14 protein-coding genes are annotated in these 17,552 nt (G+C 64.2%); 4 read left to right on the top strand and 10 right to left on the bottom strand.

Features of this window, described 5'->3' with window-relative positions; all coding sequences use genetic code 11:
• Positions 1 to 20: 20 nt before the first annotated feature.
• From RAH42_RS04720 to RAH42_RS04735, 4 genes are all read right to left on the bottom strand, one after another.
• Complete coding sequence (locus RAH42_RS04720; protein ID WP_317540048.1) at positions 21 to 1,376, bottom strand: SPFH domain-containing protein; 1,356 nt, start codon at positions 1,374 to 1,376, stop codon at positions 21 to 23.
• A gap of 345 nt (positions 1,377 to 1,721) precedes the next feature.
• Positions 1,722 to 3,392 (bottom strand): hypothetical protein, encoded by a 1,671-nt coding sequence (locus tag RAH42_RS04725; protein WP_317540049.1) that lies wholly within the window; start codon positions 3,390 to 3,392, stop codon positions 1,722 to 1,724.
• A 16-nt stretch (positions 3,393 to 3,408) separates the two neighbouring features.
• Positions 3,409 to 4,524 (bottom strand): hypothetical protein, encoded by a 1,116-nt coding sequence (locus RAH42_RS04730; RefSeq protein WP_078016193.1) that lies wholly within the window; start codon positions 4,522 to 4,524, stop codon positions 3,409 to 3,411.
• Positions 4,525 to 4,547: 23 nt separating this feature from the next.
• Positions 4,548 to 5,873: a hypothetical protein gene (locus RAH42_RS04735; RefSeq protein WP_240496131.1), complete on the bottom strand. Its 1,326-nt coding sequence runs from the start codon at positions 5,871 to 5,873 to the stop codon at positions 4,548 to 4,550.
• A gap of 252 nt (positions 5,874 to 6,125) precedes the next feature.
• On the opposite strand from RAH42_RS04735, the gene RAH42_RS04740 reads away from it, so the two are divergent.
• The gene (locus tag RAH42_RS04740) at positions 6,126 to 6,737 is read left to right on the top strand and encodes a response regulator transcription factor (RefSeq protein WP_168170036.1); all 612 of its coding nucleotides are present in this window, start codon (positions 6,126 to 6,128) and stop codon (positions 6,735 to 6,737) included.
• A gap of 34 nt (positions 6,738 to 6,771) precedes the next feature.
• On the opposite strand, the gene RAH42_RS04745 is transcribed toward RAH42_RS04740, so the two are convergent.
• From RAH42_RS04745 to RAH42_RS04755, 3 genes are all read right to left on the bottom strand, one after another.
• Positions 6,772 to 8,193 (bottom strand): ATP-binding protein, encoded by a 1,422-nt coding sequence (locus RAH42_RS04745; RefSeq protein WP_078016196.1) that lies wholly within the window; start codon positions 8,191 to 8,193, stop codon positions 6,772 to 6,774.
• A complete protein-coding gene (locus tag RAH42_RS04750) occupies positions 8,190 to 9,770 on the bottom strand; it encodes a hypothetical protein (protein WP_078016197.1) in 1,581 nt (526 codons plus the stop codon). The genes RAH42_RS04745 and RAH42_RS04750 overlap by 4 nt, the downstream gene beginning before the upstream one ends.
• A 293-nt stretch (positions 9,771 to 10,063) precedes the next feature.
• On the bottom strand, positions 10,064 to 10,495 hold the full coding sequence (locus RAH42_RS04755; protein ID WP_317540050.1) for a hypothetical protein: 432 nt from the start codon (positions 10,493 to 10,495) through the stop codon (positions 10,064 to 10,066).
• Positions 10,496 to 10,733: 238 nt separating this feature from the next.
• Between RAH42_RS04755 and RAH42_RS04760 the strand changes: the two genes are divergently transcribed.
• Complete coding sequence (locus RAH42_RS04760) at positions 10,734 to 12,272, top strand: hypothetical protein (RefSeq protein WP_317540051.1); 1,539 nt, start codon at positions 10,734 to 10,736, stop codon at positions 12,270 to 12,272.
• Positions 12,273 to 12,529: 257 nt separating this feature from the next.
• On the opposite strand, the gene RAH42_RS04765 is transcribed toward RAH42_RS04760, so the two are convergent.
• Together RAH42_RS04765 and RAH42_RS04770 are read right to left on the bottom strand one after the other, a co-directional pair.
• A protein-coding gene (locus RAH42_RS04765) for an IS5 family transposase (protein ID WP_317539161.1) occupies positions 12,530 to 13,320 on the bottom strand; the annotation gives its coding sequence in 2 pieces (ribosomal slippage) (positions 12,530 to 12,949 and positions 12,952 to 13,320; 789 coding nt in all).
• Positions 13,321 to 13,395: 75 nt separating this feature from the next.
• On the bottom strand, positions 13,396 to 13,701 hold the full coding sequence (locus RAH42_RS04770) for a DUF1622 domain-containing protein (protein WP_317540052.1): 306 nt from the start codon (positions 13,699 to 13,701) through the stop codon (positions 13,396 to 13,398).
• Between the two features lie 268 nt (positions 13,702 to 13,969).
• Between RAH42_RS04770 and RAH42_RS04775 the strand changes: the two genes are divergently transcribed.
• A complete protein-coding gene (locus tag RAH42_RS04775) occupies positions 13,970 to 14,773 on the top strand; it encodes a Cof-type HAD-IIB family hydrolase (RefSeq protein ID WP_317540053.1) in 804 nt (267 codons plus the stop codon).
• 81 nt (positions 14,774 to 14,854) lie between these two features.
• Here RAH42_RS04775 and RAH42_RS04780 read toward each other — a convergent pair whose 3' ends face one another.
• Entirely contained in the window at positions 14,855 to 16,372 is a 1,518-nt protein-coding gene (locus RAH42_RS04780) for an ankyrin repeat domain-containing protein (RefSeq protein WP_317540054.1), read from the bottom strand.
• Between the two features lie 163 nt (positions 16,373 to 16,535).
• Here RAH42_RS04780 and citC point away from each other — a divergent pair, with 163 nt between their 5' ends.
• Positions 16,536 to 17,528 carry a [citrate (pro-3S)-lyase] ligase gene (gene citC / locus RAH42_RS04785; protein WP_317540055.1) on the top strand — a complete coding sequence of 331 codons (993 nt, stop codon included), beginning with the start codon at positions 16,536 to 16,538 and terminating at the stop codon, positions 17,526 to 17,528.
• The last annotated feature ends 24 nt before the right edge of the window (positions 17,529 to 17,552 follow it).

Genomic DNA, 17,552 nt, shown 5'->3' on the forward strand with positions numbered 1-17,552 from the left:
GAAACTCTATGGGAAATCCCTTATTTGTTGATGTTGTCGTTCTCGTCGAAGGGATCGCCGCACTCGGGGCAGAACTTGGGCGGATGATGGGGATCCTTGGGCTCCCAGCCGCACTTGTCGCATCGGTAGAGCGGTTCGCCGGCGGGCTTTCTGGCGCCGCATTCGGGGCAGAACTTACCCTTGTTGACGTGGCCGCAGGTCGGGCAGGTCCAGCCTTCGGCCGAAGCCGGCGCGGGCTGAGGGGCGCCGCACTCCGAGCAGAACTTGCCGCGATTGCCGTCGTGTCCGCACGCGCCGCACTTCCAGCCGGCGGGAACGGGAGCCGGCGCCGGCTTCGCGGCCTGCGGGGCGGAGGCGGCGTGCTGCTGCTGCGCGCCCATGGCGAACAGATTGGCTGCGTTCATGCCGCCGGCCTGAGAGGCCATGTTCATGCCCGCGAAGGCGAACATCGGCCCCGTCGCCGTGTTGGAGGCGGCGGCGCGCATGGCGTCGGCCTGCGCCTGGCCGAGATGGGCGGCCATCATGTTGGGATTGCGGAGCACGGCGCTGCGCTGCATTTCCTTGATCATCTTCTCGTCCTCTTCGGACGCCTTGACGGAGTTCACGCCGAAAGCCACGATCTCGATGCCGCGCAGGGCGCCCCACTGTTCGGAAAGGATGTCGTTCAGCGCCTTGGCCATTTCCATGGTATGGGCGGGCAGGGAGCTGTAACGGATGCCCTGTTCGGAAAGGCGGGCGAAGGCGGGCTGCAGCGCCGTCAGCAGCTCGGTCTTGAGCTGGCTGTCGATCTGGTCGCGCGTGTAGACCTCGTTCACGTTGCCGCAGACGTTGGTGTAGAACAGCATCGGGTTGGTGATGCGGTAGGAATATTCGCCGTTGCAGCGGATGGCGATGTCGATGTCGAGGCCGATGTTGCTGTCGACGACGCGGAACGGAACGGGGTTGGCCGTGCCGTAGCGGTTGCCCATGATCTCCTTGGTGTTGAAGTAGTAGACGCGCTGCTCCTTGGGCGCTTCGCCGCCGAAGGAAATGCGCTTGCCGATGGTCTTGAAGCTTTCCTTGAGGCCGTGCCCGAGCCCGCCGTAGAAGATGCTCGGCTCGCTGGACGTGTCGTAGACGAACTCGCCCGGTTCGGCGCAGAGCTCGACGACTTTTCCCTGGTCGACGACGATCATGCACTGGCCGTCGGCCACGGAGATGATCGAGCCGTTGCTGATGATGTTGTCGCCGCCTTTGTTGTTGCCGCGCTTGCCCTTGCGTTTGTAGCCGCGTTCGACGAGCACGTCGCGTTCCATCGCGTCGCAGTAAAAGTACTCGCGCCACTGGTCGGAAAGCACGTCTCCCATGGCGCCGCCGATCGCTTTGAAAAGTCCCATTTTCAGCACCCCTCTCAGATTTCTTTCTCAAGTTTCCCCGAGAAATTATTCTTTATTAACATCATCGTAAGATTAACATAAAAAGCCGTTTCATGCACGGGGTTTTTGTCGGTTTTCGAGGCTTTCCCGCTTTTGAAAAATGAAAAACGCGCGCGGAAAAAAGGCAGCCTGATCGACGTTCTTGCCGCTATCATAAGCGCGCCGCCGCGAAAAGGCATCACCCGAAGGGGTGAAAACCGCGCCGCGTTCGTCCGCGGCGGCGCGGAAAGATTTTTTCGTCCCGCGCGGAACGAAAAAAAACGCCCCGCGAAACGTTTCGGCCTCGCGGGGCGGAAAGAACATTCCTTACTGGAGCGCGAACGGCAGTTTTTTGTAGATCACGACGACGCCGCCGGAAAAGCCGCGCGTCAGCTTTCCGTTTTCGAACTTGAGTTCGGCCTGGGCGAGCAAACTCTTGAGACTGAACGTGTAAACGCCGCTTTCGTTTGTCCACGCGCCGCAGTCGCGCCCGTCCGCGAAGACCGTGCCGTCGGAGCGGATCCAGATGGGACGGGCGTTGGCGCGGTAGTTGTCGCTGGCGATGCTCTTGGGCATTTCTTCGCCGTTTTTCGTCACGCCTGCGGGCTCCCAGCGGCCGATGAGCGGTTCGCTCTCGGCCGCCGCCGCTTCGGCCGCCAGCAGTTCGCTCATGAAAACGGACTTGAAGCGGCGCTCTTCGCCCTGGCGCGCGTAGATCACGCGCGCGCCGTCGGCGGCGAGGTTCTCGATGTGCGCGCCGCGCAGGACGAACTGATAGTTCTCGAACGTCATGACGAAGCGGTTGTTTTCGAGCTTCCACGAGCCGAACTTCTTGCCGTCGAAGAGCGTGCCGTCGGTGCGCACGGAAAGCGGCTGCAGCGGCGCGCGGGCCAGCCGGGCGGCGCGCTCGAGTTCGTCCCCCATGGCGTCTTTGCCGCCGGCGATCAGTTCCACCGGCGTCCACTCTCCGACGGCGGCGGCCAGCAGCTCGGGGTCGCTGGGGAACTCGCTGGGCAGCTTGCGGAAGACGAAGTGATAGCCGTCGGCGTCGCGGAAGTTGACGAGGCCGTTGTTCTCGACCCAGAGGCGGCCGCTGAAGTCGCCGAGCGTGTAGCCGCCCTTGCCGTCGGGCTTCCACGTCTCGTCGCGCGGCTCGAATCGGTAGGCGCCGTCCGTGCCGAAGGTGACGGTGCGCAGGCGGCCGGCGGCGGCTTCTTCCATCTCGGCGCCGGTCAGCGTGCGTCCGTTCACGCGCAGCTCGGTGGGGACCCATGTGCCGGCCAGTTTGCCGACGGCGATCAGGCGCGTCACCGCGGCGGCGTCTTTCTGCTCCTGCGCCTGGCGGCGGATGGCGGCGAAGCGCGCGTGGTATCGTTTGGCGGGGCTGTCGGCAAAGGCAATGCTGTGCAGGATGGCCATGATCTCCACGTCGGGAAGGATGCCCTTGCGCAGCAGTTCGCCGGTTTGTTCGGGCTTCAGCGCCGTCTGCGCGTCGGGGCCGAGCAGCGGGCGCTCCAGAATGGAAATGTTCATGGCGTCGCGGAATTCGTTGCCGACCGGTTCTTCCCTGCGGGGCCAGTCGGCCCACAGGATCATGTCGTACTGCGTGCCGGGGACGCGCTTGTCCTGATATTTCGACGGCGTTACGTAGAACGTGAAGGGAATGTCGTCGATCAGCGCGGACTGCAGCGTCGCGCCCGCTTTTTCCGCGGCGGCGGCGACCTTCTGCTGAAACTCTTCGGGCGAGTGGGAGTAGAGGATCTCCTGCGAGAAGCGCAGCGTCTTGGTGGTGATCCTGCCGGTCGGGGCCTTGAAGTCGAGCCAGCGGTCGGTGTCGAACGTGCCTTTCTTCCAGCCCTGCGGCAGCAGGAGCGTGGCGATCTTGCCCCGATATTCGCCGCCCGACTGGATCACTTCGGCCACGGTGACGGCGCTCCTCGCCGCGGCCGAACCTGCGGCGAGGAGCAGCGCCAGAACGAGGGCGCGCGGGATTTTCATTTTTTGTGCCTCCCCTTTAATATTTCATCGTGTGCCAGCCTTGCGAGCCGCCGTAGGCGACATCGAGGTGCACGACGGAGTCGTTCCAGATGCGGCGCAGCTCGGTCAGGCTTTTGCGCAGGCGGCGCGTGTAGACGGGACCGCCGCCGCTGGAAATGGAATCGCCGGTGTCGAAGGCGGTGGCGGCGACGTTCTTCCACGCGCGCAGGCTGCCGCCGATGGTGTCGCCGTCGTTCAGGGATTCGATGGTCGTCAGCGCTCCGTCGAGCAGATCGAACGCGTTGAGCAGGATCTTTTCGTCGGCGTCGACGATGGGCTGGATCTCGGCGTAACCGGGCAGTTTCAGCACGGCTTCTTTCGCCTGGCTGAACGAGGCGTGGGCTTTCTCCCATTCTTTCTTGAGCGCTTCGAACATGCTTTTCTGCTCGTTCAGTTTCGAGTCGCTGCAGGCGACGATCTGCGAGTCGAGGACGCGCATCTCGTTCTCGAAGTAGGGCTGGGCGCGCAGGACTTTCAGCGCGTATTCGTTCAGGCCGGCGTAGTTGAAGACGTCGACGAAATCGACGTTCCAGGGATAAGGGCCGCTCGCTTTCACGCCCTTCAGATCGACGTTGTTCTTCAGCTTTTGGGCGGCTTCGACGAACTTGCGGTAGGCGGCGTCGTAGCCGTTCATGAGCTTTCTGTAAGCCGGCCCCATCTCTTCGAACCATTGGAAGGAAGTGTTCAGTTTCTTGGCGCGGATGACGGCCCGGTTGCCGGCGAGGATGTTGAGCATGCGCCCTAACGTGGTCCGGCAGAGGGAGGTATCGTTGTAGCGCTGGAAAGCGGCAGCTATCTCCCGGCAGCGCTGGATCTCCGCCGGCGTGCCGGTGAAATTCAGCGCTATCGAGAGCGTCGTCGGCGAATACATGAGGCTCACGTACTGTCTCAGATCGGCGTCGCGGTCGGGATCCCGAAAAGCGTCGCCCTTGACGAGCGCGGCGCGGGCGCTGAGTTCCTGCGCGATACAGCCTTTGCAGAAGGCAAGGTCGTTGGGCCTCTGCGCCTCGGACGGTTCCTGCGCGGCGGCGGGCAGCGCGGCGCTCAGGCAGAAGATCAGGACGGCGGTCAGTCTTTTTGCGGAAGGAAACATTTTTCTTCAGCTCCTCTCGGGGGTTAAAAGCGCGGCTGGTAGTCGTAAACGTACCAGCGCCCGCCGCCTTCGCGGCGCAGGCGGTGCGGATGCGGCGAACCGACGGCTTTGCCGTTTGCGTCCCAGGCGCGGGTCTCGACGACGGCTTCTTCGATCTTCGTGCCGCCGACTTTGTTCAGGGTTTCTTTCTGACCGGCGTCGAGGAAGAAGTTCTCCAGGTCGTTTTTGTCGTCGAAGCCTTTCAGCACGCTGATCTTCGCCTGGCCGAAGGTGACGTGCACGTACTCGCCGTGGAAACGCCCCTGATGCAGGTCCCAGTGGTAGGAAAGCAGTCCCTTGCCGGTGTCTTCCTTGTAGCAGTCGGGGTAGATGCACTCGCGGTAAAGGTCGTAGTTCTTTTCCTTGATGGCGGCGACGTAGATCTCCATCAGCCGTTCGGGCGAGACGTCCGCTGGAACGGACGTGACGCTGTACCAGCTCTTTTTCCTCTCCGCGACGATGTCTTCGCCGGCGAACGCGCCGCCCGCCTCGCCGTCCGGCGTGTGATAGGCCATGACGTGCCCCGGGACGTACAGCGCCACGGGCGTGACCACCCAGCCGTACTGGAAGCCGCCGACTTTTTTCTCGCCGGCTTCGGGGATCTCGGCGGTGATGTCGGTGATCTTGCCGAGCACGGTCCAGCTCTTCGCCTCTTCGAGTTCGGTGTCCACCTGGCGGCGGAAGCGTTTGGCGGCCTCGTAAGGCCCAAGCCAGGCGCGGCTGCCGATGTCGACGAAGTAATAGCCGGCGGACGGCTTGCCGGCGAAAACGTACTCGCCCGTCGCGCCGTAGAACTGGTGCTGCGGGTACTGCACGTCGTCGAGCACGACGTATTTGCCTTCCAGGTCGCTGACGGCGGTCTGTTTGGAGTCGGGCGCGGGGAAAGGCTTGTCGATCAGCGTGTCCCGATATTCGGCGAGCTTCTCGTCCCACGCCTTTTTGCCCAGCGCGGCGATCTCGCGGCGCAGATTCTCCTCCGTGCGTAGGTAGGCGGTCATCTCGGGGGTGATCTGGATGTAGTCCCCCTTGCTCTTCATCAGCGCGCTCTTGGTGCGCTGGAACAGCTCTTCGACCTTGGGATCGTCGGGGTACTGGAGCTTGAGCGCCTGCACGCGGCTGAGCGCGTCCTGCTTGCCGCGCCAGACCGTCTTTTCGCCGCCGCGCTGGCGTTCCACCTCTTTCTCGAACTCGCGCACGTAGTATTCGGCGTGTCCGATCAGATGCTCCTTGCTGATCGCGCTTGCGGGCGCGGCGTTCAGCGCTCCGGCGCAGACGGCGGCGGTGAAGAGCAGCAGCGATTTCCTTTTCATGCGCAGTGAAGCCTCCTTAAATAGAATAAATGGATTGAACGATGCCGGTTTGCGATCTTCATAACTTATCGAAAAAATATGTTAGCACGAACGGATTGAAAAATCACCCTGCATAAATTTTTGAATCCTGATAAAATAACGCCGATGGAAGCAATCGAAATTTTTCGTCCGCGTTGTGCCGTGAAATGCAAAAAGCGTCGAAGCGCGCAACGCGGCGGAAAAAATCTCGAACGCCGGGCGGAGGCGAAGGATATGGTCCGAATCATGATCGTCGAGGATCAGACGATGGTGCGCGACGCGCTGAAAAACAGCCTGGACGGCGTCGAGGATTTCAACGTCATCGCCGCCATCGCCGACGCGGCGCTGGCGGAACTGTACTGCGAGAGGACGTCTCCCGATCTGGTGCTGATGGACGTGTGCACCGAGAACGATTCCAGCGGGCTGGACGCGGCGGCGGCGATCAAAAAACGCTTCCCGCAGGTGCGCGTGGTGATGATGACGGGGCTGCCGGAGGTGACGTTCGTCGAACGGGCCCGCGAGGCGGGGGCCGACAGCTTCGTCTACAAGGATCTGGACGTGAACGGCCTGGCCGGCGTGATCCGCGACACCTGCGCGGGCAAAAGCGTCTATCCGGGACGACGCGAGGAAGTTCTCAACTTCGGCGAACTGACGCGGCGCGAGCGCGAGGTGCTGGTGCTGATCTGCGACGGGCTGTCGCGCCGGGAGATCGCCGAGCGGCTGAACATCACGGTCAACTCGGTGAAGACGCACTTTTCGAACATCCTCTCGAAAACGGGCTACGAGAGCGTCGCCAAGCTGGCGATCTTCGCCGTCTCCAACGGTTTCATCAACACGAAAATATAGGACGGAAGCTCCGGAACGGCCGGAGCTTCTTTTTTTATGCCTCGCGCTCTTCCGGCGGCAGTTTTACGGTCACGGTGAAGCGCGGCGAAGTCGCGATCTCCAGCGTGCCCCCCGCTTCGGCGGCGAGGCGGCGCATGCCGGCCAGCCCCTGGTTTTCTTTGAGCGGCCGGTCGCCGTCAAAGGGCGCGCCGTCGTTGGCGACGCGCATCGCCAGCCCCGCGCCGGTGCGCTCGATCCGCGCCTCGACGCGGGACGCGCCCGCGTGTTTGACAGCGTTGGTCGACGCTTCGCGCAGGATCTTGATCAGTACCGCGGCCTGCCGCTCGTCGCGGGGAAGCCGGCCTTCCACGCTCAGTTCGACGCCGATGAAGCCGAACGACCGCTGCAGGTCGGCCAGCAGCCGCGCGGCGGGCGCCGTGACGTCGGCGCGCAGGTCGTCGATCAGGCCGGAGAGGAGCGGCAGGAAGCGCTCGAGGTCGTGGAAATTTTCGCCGCCGCGCTGCAGGTACTGCTGCATCAGGTAGATGCGGTGTCCCGCCATGTCGTGGATGCGGCTCTGCAGACGCGCCAGCTCCTGCTCGCGTTTGACGGCGGCAAGCGCTGCTCCGGCTTCGCGCAGCTCTTCGGCGCGCGCGGCCAGTTCTTCGTGAAGCTTTTGCAGCTCGCGCGTGAGCCGGTCGGTCTCGGTCACGCAGGCGGCGAAGATCGCGCTGAACGCGCGTCCCTCCACGTCGAGCAGGCGGCGCGAAAATTCCCACGACTGGCCGTCGGCGCGGAACAGCAGCGCATCCGCGAGCGCGATCCGCTCGACGCCCTCGCGGAGCGCGCCGCCGTTCAGCGCCTGCCAGAACGCCTCGCCGTCGCGCAGCGGCCGGGCCGTGAGCGTTTCGGCCAGAAGCAGCATCTGCCGGTTGGCGAGCACGGGGCGGCCCGTGGGATCGCTGAACAGAACGCCGTCCGGCAGCCGGTCGAGCGCTTCCTTGATGGAGTGGCGCGCGACGGAACGGCGGCGTTCGCGCCGCGCGCGGGCGTCGCACCAGGCGGCCCGCAGCGCGAAGAACGGCAGCCCGAGGACGAACAGCGGCGCGAAAAAGCGCGCGCGGTCGAAGCAGGGCAGCGCGGCGAACGCGAAAAACGCGCCCGGCAAAAACATCGACCGGCGCGAGACGACGCCGAAAACGACAAGCGGGACGGCGCTCAGCCACCGCCACGGCGTCAGCGGGAAAACGGCCTCTGTCCCCGCGTAGCCGCGGCAGTGGACGGAGAGAAGCAGCGCAAAAGCGCCCAACAAATACAAACCGGTCAAGAATTCTCCGAAGCGCTCGGCGCGCAGGCCGGGGCGTTTCCGCTGCAAGGCCAGCTCCAGCGACAGAAAAACTTCGAACAGCAGCGCCAGAGCGGTCAGCCCCATCAGGGCGATACGGAAAAAGGCGTCGAACGCCAGCAGCTCGTTCATGGGCGCGCCTCCTTTCCGTCGGCGAGAAGCGGCAAGCGGCAGGTCGCGTACAGGCTGCCCTCGTCGCGTTCGAGACGATACGCGCCGCCCAGACGGCGCAGCGTTTCCCGCAGCGGCGGCGGTAAAAGCGCCGCTTCGTCGGGCGGCTGCGCGCTTTCGATCACGAGACGCAGTTCCAATTCGTCGCCGGCGCGCCGCAGCCGCATCAGCAGCGACGCGGGCGCGGCCGTCAGGCAGCATTCCAGCGCTTCCTCGAACAGATCGTAGACGAACATGCCTGTCCGCGCCGGCACGGCGCCGCTTTCGGCGCAGAACGGGGCGCAGTCCACGCCGGCCGGCGCGGCGCAGCGGGCCGATTCCATGGCGGCCTGCATGATCTCGGCCAGCGGCAGCCGGTTCGACTGTTTGCTTTTCAGGAACAGATGACTCTTGCGCTTTACGGCGCAGATCAGCACGCCCAGACGGGCGAGGGCGCGGCGGACCGTTTCGCGATCTCCCGCGGCGGGGCGTTCGGGAATGGCCGCGAGAAGCCGGCGCGCCGCTTCGATCTTGTCCTGCATGCGTCGTTCGACTTCGGCGCAGAGGCGGTTCTGCCAGCGCAGTTCCAGCAGGCGGCCGCGGATCTGATTGCGCTGCGCCAGCAGGCGGTTGCCGCGTTCGCGTTCGCGCGTCAGTTCGCGCAGTTTTTCCTGAAGCGCCAGGAGTTCGCTCACGTCCTCCTCCCACAGGACCGAGCCGCCGCGCAGCGGCCACAAACGGCGCTGCGTCCCCGGCGGCGCGTCCGCCCCCGGACGGGGCGGGGCGAGGCGGGTGCGGTAGACGGGCGTTCCCCGTTCGTCCTCGATCCACATCCGCGCCGGGGCGAGCGCGAACAGTTCCTCGTAGCGGCTGTTGCAGGGAAGCGCGCCGCTGCACAGGCAGCTTTCCCAGAAGAGGAAGACCGCGACGGCCGTGGCGAAAATAAAGCCGCCGCCCGGCAGCCAGGCGGGCCGTTTGACGAAATACAGCCAGACGTAGAGCGCGAAAGCGACGAGGATCGCGATCGGCGCGGCGGCGCGGCGGGCGCGGGCCGGCGAGGCGGCGTTTTTGATCAGCCCGGCGGCGAAGCACAGCGTCGAGAGCGCGATCCAGCCGACGAGGATTTTTTTCGCCCCCGCGGCCAGCGGCAGGACCGCCGCCAGCCACAGCGCCAGCGAAACCGTCAGATGGAGCGTCAGCGCCCGGTCCAGCGGCGGCGCGTCGAGCGGCTGCGAGGAAACGCGCAGGATCAGCAGATCGAGCCACGGCAGCAGCGCGAAGATCAGCCAGCTGACAACGTCCATGCCGCGCAGCGCCGCCGTCTGCATGAGGCGGTATGCCTGCCACCGGTCGCGGGCCATGGGCAGATTGAACGCCGCCAAAAACTGCAGCGCCCGCAGCGCGATCCAGAAAAACAGCAGCAGCGCCGTTCCCTGCATGCCGCGGCGCAGCGCCGGATGAACGACGCGGCGCTGCAGCGACCAGCTCCATCCGCACAGGACCGCGAGAAAAAGCAGATGCCCCAGCCCCTGCCCGACGCCGCCTTCCAGTGCCGTCATGGTCGTCTCACCTCCGTGCGGCGAAATTTCTTTTTCTGGAGCTTATCCTATCATGACGCGGCGGAAAAGCATCACCCGAAGAGGTGAAGTTTTGAATTTTTTCAAAGGCAGGCGGCGCGAAATAAATACGGTCAATCATCATGCAGGATAAAATGTTCCATGTAGAACGTTTTTCGCGAGCCCTTGCGGCGTCTTGTGGGGATTTGCATGTTAAAAAGCCGATAACCGACCGGTGGTTGGCTATCGGCTTTCGTTGCCGTTGGCATATGCGAAGAGAAGCGCGCGACGGCTGTTTATTTTTTGAACTCGATCGAATTGAACACGTCGGTGGCCGCGTCGCTCCCGTGATCGCCGACGATGGTGATGCAGCCGTACGCGCCGCCGCCGAGGTCGAAAACTTGGGCGTACAGGGGCTGGCCGTTGGCCGCGCCGGTGTATTCCCAGGCTTCGCCTTCGCCCTCCATCCTGACGAGGTCCTGAGAGCCGTGCGCTTCGGCCATGCGGGATGCGGCGTCCTGCAACGGCGTGCCCGCCGCGGGCATTTTCGTCACCGTGAAGACGATCGCTTTGTCGGGAGACGCAAGCGCGGCGGAGTTTTCGCCGTCCGCCTGGAGCGTCCAGCCTGCGGACGGCGTCTCGGCGGTGAAAAAACCGGCGTCGACTGGGGCGGCGGACGCCGTCGCGGCCATCGCCAGCGTCGCCGCGAGCGCGAGAATTTTTTTCATGGAAGATTCCTCCTCAAAAAGTCACGACGCTCCGGCCGCGCGGCCGGAGTTTTCGGATTCCCGATCTACGGCTGTAATCATATCACGCCGGCGCGTTTCGCGAAAAGACGCAGGAGGCGAAAAAATCGCCTTTTCAGGTGAGGCCGCGGACCTTTTTTCTGATAAGATAAGGGAACGGAAAACAATCTTTTCGTCAGCGTCCGGCCGTCGAAAAACGCCGGGCGGAATCGAGAAAGGCGTGAGATCGATGAAGGCAAGGAAACTGATCGTGGGAGTTCTCGCGGCGCTGGTATCCGTTTCGCCGGCTTTCGCCGCGCCGGCGAAAACGCGGGAACTCTACGCGGCGGATCCCGGCGAAGGCAGGGTGTACAAGCTGGAACCGGGACGGAAGACCGAACTCGGCTTCGAACTTCACGAGGTCAAATCGGGCGGCGAAACGCGGTATTACTGGGCGGCGCTCGATCCGAACGCGACGGACGAGGCGCTTCCCGAGTCCGGCGTGGCGTTTTTTGCGCCGGACGGGCGCCAGAGCGCGCTGCTGCCCTTGCAGGGCGGATTCGACGGCGCCTGCGTGGCCGCTTCGCCTGACGCGGCCAGATTCGTGCTTTCGGTGCCCGACGGCGAGGCCGGGCGCGTCAACCGCGTCTACGATTTTGCGCAGATGAAGCCGCTGACCTCGGTGCGCGGTTCCATCGTCGACTGGGGCGGCCCCGTCTGGGTGGACGAACGCCGCTTCGTCTACACGTCGTTCGACGACGCGAAGATGAAGAAGCCCGGCCTTGAAGGCGCGGAAGCCGGTTATCTCTCCGTGCGCCTTTTCGACGCGGACAGCCGCCGTTCGCAGACGCTCAAAGCGGCCACGCCGACGGACGAGTACGCGATGATGGGTTATTGCGACGGCTTCGTCACCATGGCGCATTATTACGTGGACGACGCGTCGCAGTGGGCGGCCGGCGGCCCCGAGGAAAACGGGGCGCTGCGCTCGGAGCGCACCTATTGCTGGCTGCCGGGCTGGAAGCCCGGCGAGTGGTGGCGGACGCCGAAAGCGGTGTTCAGCGTCGATGCCGAAAACGGCCGCGTGTTTGCCGGCGAGGGGCGCGAGCGCAGGGAATACGCCGTCGAGCTTCGCCAGGGACAGTTCCCGGACGCTTTCTCGCCGTTCGACGACGAAGCGGTGAGGGTGGACTATTACTGGTTCGTCGCCGGCGGCGAAGGGGATCCGGCCGGCGAGATCCCCGTGCTCTACGTCTTCACGCTCTCGCAGGACAACGCCGAGGCCGACGATCCGGCGCTGACGGCGGCTTTTTTCGTGGGCGAGCCGGAGAGGATCCGCGACGTCGGCATCTCGCCCAAGGGCGAGCGCCTGATCGTGGCCGTCGGCGAAGAAGGGTCGCAGGTCCGCGACCTCGAACTGTACCGACTGAGCTATTACGAGCACGAGGCGTTTTGCCACCTGGCGACGCTGCGCCCTGCCTACGGGGCGTTTTACTGGTTCGATCCCTGGCGCGCGGTCTATTCGGCGCTGAACCTCGAGGCCGACCTGCAGAGCGGGCGCGAGCCGGGCTACGCGCTGGACGTGCGCGTGTACGACAGCGCCGTGGGCGAGGATTATCGGATCACGGAGAGTTCGACGCTCGACAGCTATCAGGCCGTGGGGCTGAGCGAAGACGGGGACATCGAGATGGAGCAGATCTCCGTTCCCGATCTGGCGGACTGGAAAGACCCGGGCAGGGAACGGCGCACGCGCCTGAAGGGGCGGATGCCCGCCGCCGGCTAAGACTTGCCGGACGGTAAAAATTCCGCCGCGCTTCGAGGCAGCTGGAAGCGCGGCGGAATTTTTTTTACGCGGGGACGGGCTTATACTATTTCTTGATAAAAAGCGTTAACATAGTTTGCAGGGCGCTGCGAGGGAGTTCAGTCGCTCAGAACTCTCTCGACCGCTGCGCAGTCTGCGCAGCTCGCTTTGTGAATCTCCCCCGCAGCGCCCTTATGTTCGGCCTTTTAGGGCTTGTTTAAAAAACATTTCAGCTTGTATTATTTCAATAAAATAACACTGGCAGCGACAAGAACAAAAGCGAAAAACGAAGCGTCAAGTTTGTCATAGCGGGTGAAAATTCTACGGAACCATTTGATTTTCTGAAAGAAACATTCAACCAAGTGTCGTTCCTTGTAAACATGCTCATCTATAAACCACGGTTCGGGATTATCGCTCTTCGGCGGGATAGTGTAACTTCCCTCCCGAGAAGTAATGTACTCTCTGATGGCTTGCGAACCGTAAGCCTTATCGCCGATGACGTTGCTCCCTCTGATTTCCGCTTGCCCGAGCAAGGACACGGCATGGCGGGAATCGTGGTCATTGCCGGGACTGAGCAGGAGCGCCAGCGGATTGCCTAAACCATCTACTATCGCATGAATTTTCGTATTCTTGCCGCCTCTGGACATGCCAATCGCTTGAGCCCCTTTTTTCCCCCTTCCGGGGTTTTCCCTCTCCCGTTGGCACTTTGATGTACTTTGCAGGACGTGGAGTCGATAGAGAGATTTTCCATGTCGGCATCAGCGCTTAGGGCGGCAAAGATCGCCTCGAATATTCCCCGCTGTTTCCACAGCCTGAAACGTGCGTAAACTGCCTGCCATTTGCCGTAACGCTCCGGAAGATCTCTCCATGGCGCTCCACTTCTGGCAAGCCACAGAATCCCATTGATGATCCTGCGGTTATCGTATTTTGCCGGGCGTCCACGTTGACCTGATTTCGGGTGTTCGGGCGGCAGCATTCTCTTGATTCGATTCCACTCGCTGGAGGTCAGTTCATATCTTCTCTCTTCCATGAGAAAAGTTTAAGCGATTGGATCGATTTAGGCAACTTTGACGTTTTTTAAACAAGCCCTAATTGAGAAATAGTATTATTCGTAGCGCGGCGGCGCGTGACGCTTGGCGTCGGCGTCGCGCTCTTCCAGGCCGTGGATCTCCTTGCCCAGCGAGACGCTGAGCACGACGCGGATGATGACGATGGCGGCGAGGACGCTGACCGTCTGCAGATCGGGGTTGCAGATCGTCAGGATGATGTCGGCGGCGACGAGAAACTGCAGCCCGAGCAGCATGATCTCGCCGAAAGTGCGGCGCAGCCGCAGCCAGCCGCCGCGCATGTCGACGTCGACGCGGTAGTTTTCCAGCGCCAGCGCCACGATGCGGTACAGGGCCAGCAGCACGCCCTAGGCGATGATGAAGATACTGATCAGTTCGATCGCGGACGCGACCCAGCGGGCGATTTCTACGCTCACAATAGTTCCTCCTTACGGGAAACAGCAAATTCATATTTAACGATTCGTTGGTATAATAACCGATTTGGGCGCTGTTGAAAAGAAGCAATTTCCCGTCCGGAAAAATCTGAAGTCTGGGCGGCGGCGCTTCTTTCATCTATAATGGACGGGAGAAACGGCGCCTTTTTGGCGAAAAGAACGGAGCGGAGGAAAAACGATGATCAGGATGATCGCGACCGATCTCGACGGCACGCTGCTGGCCCCCGGCGGCCTGTCCATGCCGGAGCGCAACCGCGCGGCGCTGGAAAAAGCGGCGTCCCTGGGCGTGCGCGTGGTGATCTGCACGGGGCGGCTGTTCGCGGGCGGGCGCAGGTACGCTTTGACGGCGCCGGGCGACCAGCCGGTGATCTGCGTCAACGGCGCGGTCGTGCGCATGAGCCGGTCGGAGACATACCTGCGCCGCGTCGGTCTCGAACCGGGACTGGCGCGCGAGGCGCTGGACCGTTTTCGCGCGGCGGGGGCGAAGCCGTGGTTTTACGTCGGCGACGTCTGCTTCGCCGAAGAAAGCTCCGACGCGCTCGACGCCCTGAAACGGCGCACGGGCGCGTCGGTGGAGCTCGTCCCCGACCTGGCGGCGAAATACGGCGAACGGCCGGAAAAACTTCTCGCGCTTCTGACGCCGCAGCAGGTCGAGGCGCTGCACGGCGATCTGACGGCGCGCTTCGGTCCCCGGCTCTACGTGACGCGCTCCAGCGAGCGCCAGATCGAAGCGCTGGCGCCGCAGGCGAACAAGGGACTGGCGCTGGCGATGGTGGCGCGGCGCTTCGGCGTCGCCCGCGAGGAGATCGCCGCGTTCGGCGACAACTACAACGACCTCGAGCTGTTCCGGGCCGCGGGCATCCGCGTAGCGATGGAAAACGGCGCAAGAGAGCTGAAAGAACAGGCCGATATTATCGCCCCGCCGAACGGCGAGGGCGGCGTCGGGCAGATCGTCGAGCGCCTGCTGGCGCAGCGGCGGTGAGGCGGGGACAGGAAAAGAGGCGCGTAAACAAAAAAGCTCGAAGCGGCAGGGCCGCTTCGAGCTTTTTTATACGGCGCGGCGTCAGCGGGCCAGCTTTTCGCGGAGCAGGCGCAGCAGACGCTTTTTGTCTTGGGGGCTCATGCGCTCGTTGAAGCGGAGCAGGCGGCGCAGGCCGTTGCCGTTGATCGTGGCGCGCGGGTCGGCGCCGGCGTTCAGCAGGGCTTCCGCCGCCAGCGGGCTGGGGTTGTAGCGCACGGCGCAGATCAGCGCCGTGCGTCCTTCGCCGTCCCTGGCTTCGAGCGCTTCGCCTTTTTCGAGCAGATAGGCGATGATCTCCGGCGCGGCGGCGTTGGGATTGGCGGCGGCGAGCATCAGCGGCGTGACGCGGGCCGGGTCGCGCTTCAGCGCGGCGTTCAGCTTTTTGAGACGGCGGCGTTTGGCGGACGCGGACAGCGCCGCCGAAGCGCGGATGCGCGCGGCGCGCAGCGCCGGGCGCGAGAGCAGGCGCGTGTTCCGCGACACGGCGGCCAGCGCCGGAGCTTCTATAAAGCGTGATCTCTGTCCGGCGGCCGGCTGCGGCGAACGGCCGGACGCCTTGTTGACGAGAGCGGGGGAAGCGGCGCGGTGCGGCGGCCGGGGCGCGGAAAGCGGCGCTCGTTCGCCGCGGACGCTCACGAGCCGGGCGCATTCTTTCACCGTGCGGCAGACGGGCAGGACCGCAAGGAGCGCCGTCTGCCGGGCGACGCTGCGGGGCGTCAGTTCACGGTCGAGAAAGCGGACCATCGCCGCGGAATGGCCGCTGCGCACGGCCACCAGCGCGGCGGTGCGGCCGGAGCGGTCGGCCGTTTCCGGATCGGCGCCGGCGTCCAGGAGCTTTTTTGCGATCGCCACGGCCGCGGGCGCTTCGTTGGCGGCGGCGAGCATCAGCGCGGTCAGACCGTCGCGATTGCGGGCGTTGACGTCGGCCCCAGCGGCTACCAGCGCGTCGATGACGTCGGTCCTCGTGCTGAAGCGGGCGGCCGTCATCAGCGGCGTCCAGCCGGCGTCGTTCGCCTGGTTCGCGTCCGCGCGGCTGTTGAGCAGGAACGCGATGATGCCGGGCGCGCCGTCCGTGGCGTTGCGGGCGGCGAAATGGATCGGGCAGTCTCCGCCGCGGCGCGGCTGCACGGCGTCGGCGTCGGCGGCGTAAAGCGCTTCGACGACGGCGGGATCGCTTGCGTACTGACAGGCGATCATCATCGCCGTCGTGCCGTCTTCGCTCTCGGCCGACGCCAGCGCATGGTATTGCGTGAGCAGCCTGGCGACGAACGCGGCGGGTTTGTCGAAGCGCAGCGCGAACATCAGCGGCGTCCAGCGCTCTTTGCTGCGGGCGTTGACGTCGGCCCCGGCGGCCAGAAGCGCTTCGGCGGCGGCCGTGTCCCCGCCGGCGCAGAGCGCGAGCGTCAATGGCGTCCAGCGGTTCGTGCCGGCGACGTTGACATCGGCGCCGCCGACGGACGACGACTCGGCGGCGTCCAGCGCATCCGCCGTCGGCGCGGCGGCCTCGCCGGCGCCGCAGGCCGTCAGCCAGACCACGATCAGCAGTTTTTTCAGATTCATGGCAGAACCTCCGGTGAAATTCTTTGTTGGGGGAAAAGAGCGAATTTTCGCAGTTCATCATATCACAACCGAAGCCCGAATGAGCGCGGCAATCTTTTGTTTCGCCGCGGGGTAGTGTAGAATCAATGAGACGATTCGAACTTGCGAAGGGAGGACTGAGCCGATGGATATGATGCAAGGGCGTCCGTTCAAGGGCAGAACGCTGGAACGGATCGAAAAATTTCTGGCGTCGCTGGGGCTGGACTACGACGACGGCGTGGAGATGACGGCCTGCGCCTGCGACGAGGAGGGCGAGGTGGTCGCCACGGCGTCGCGCCAGGGCGCGGTGATCAAGTGCGTCGGCGTCAGCGCGGCGCGTCAGGGCGAGGGGCTGGCGGCGTCGGTCGTGAGCGAGGTCGTGACCGACGCGATCCAGGCGGGGCTGACTCATCTGTTCGTGTTCACGAAGCCGTCGAACCGGCAGATCTTCGACGATCTGGGATTTTTCCCGATGGCGGAGACCGCCGACGTGCTGCTGATGGAAAACCGCCGCGACGGCGTGAAGCGCTTCGTCGCTTCGCTGGAACGTCCCGTCCGGGACGGCGTGATCGGCGCCGTGGTGGTGAACTGCAATCCGTTCACGAAAGGGCATCGCTACCTGATGGAGACGGCGGCGTCGCAGTGCGATTTTCTGCACGTCTTCGTGCTTTCGGCGGAAAAGAGCCTTTTCCCCGCGGCGCTGCGGCTGGAGATGGTGCGCCGCGGCACCGCGCACCTGAAAAACGTCGCCGTGCATCCGACCGGAGATTATCTGATCTCGGCGGCGACGTTCTCCGATTATTTCCTCAAGGACAAGGCGCGCGCCGGCGACGTCAAGTGCGAACTCGACCTGACCATCTTCGCGCGCTGTTTCGCCGAACCGATGAACATCACGCGGCGCTTCGTCGGCACGGAGCCACTCAGTCCCGTGACGGAGCGTTACAACGAAGCCATGAAGGTGTTTTTGCCGCCATTGGGCGTCGAAGTGACGGAAATCCCCCGCTGCGAGGCCGGCGGCGCGCCGATCAGCGCCATGCGCGTGCGCGCGCTGCTGGAACGCGGCGGCCTTGACGAGCCGGAGTTGGCGGCGCTGTTGCCGGAAACGACGCTGGCGCTGCTGCGCGAGTACCGCCGATAGCGGCCGCGGCCGCATGGGACGAGG

The sequence above is a fragment of the Pyramidobacter sp. YE332 genome (assembly GCF_033060595.1).
Taxonomy (GTDB): Bacteria; Synergistota; Synergistia; order Synergistales; family Dethiosulfovibrionaceae; genus Pyramidobacter.

Coding starts and splice junctions, on each gene's coding strand:
- RAH42_RS04730 (WP_078016193.1), bottom strand. CDS start 4,524: ATGTTTCCTTCCGCAAAAAGACTGACCGCCGTCCTGATCTTCTGCCTG.
- RAH42_RS04750 (WP_078016197.1), bottom strand. CDS start 9,770: ATGACGGCACTGGAAGGCGGCGTCGGGCAGGGGCTGGGGCATCTGCTT.
- RAH42_RS04740 (WP_168170036.1), top strand. CDS start 6,126: ATGGTCCGAATCATGATCGTCGAGGATCAGACGATGGTGCGCGACGCG.
- RAH42_RS04725 (WP_317540049.1), bottom strand. CDS start 3,392: ATGAAAATCCCGCGCGCCCTCGTTCTGGCGCTGCTCCTCGCCGCAGGT.
- RAH42_RS04720 (WP_317540048.1), bottom strand. CDS start 1,376: ATGGGACTTTTCAAAGCGATCGGCGGCGCCATGGGAGACGTGCTTTCC.
- citC (WP_317540055.1), top strand. CDS start 16,536: ATGGATATGATGCAAGGGCGTCCGTTCAAGGGCAGAACGCTGGAACGG.
- RAH42_RS04735 (WP_240496131.1), bottom strand. CDS start 5,873: ATGAAAAGGAAATCGCTGCTGCTCTTCACCGCCGCCGTCTGCGCCGGA.
- RAH42_RS04775 (WP_317540053.1), top strand. CDS start 13,970: ATGATCAGGATGATCGCGACCGATCTCGACGGCACGCTGCTGGCCCCC.
- RAH42_RS04755 (WP_317540050.1), bottom strand. CDS start 10,495: ATGAAAAAAATTCTCGCGCTCGCGGCGACGCTGGCGATGGCCGCGACG.
- RAH42_RS04780 (WP_317540054.1), bottom strand. CDS start 16,372: ATGAATCTGAAAAAACTGCTGATCGTGGTCTGGCTGACGGCCTGCGGC.
- RAH42_RS04745 (WP_078016196.1), bottom strand. CDS start 8,193: ATGAACGAGCTGCTGGCGTTCGACGCCTTTTTCCGTATCGCCCTGATG.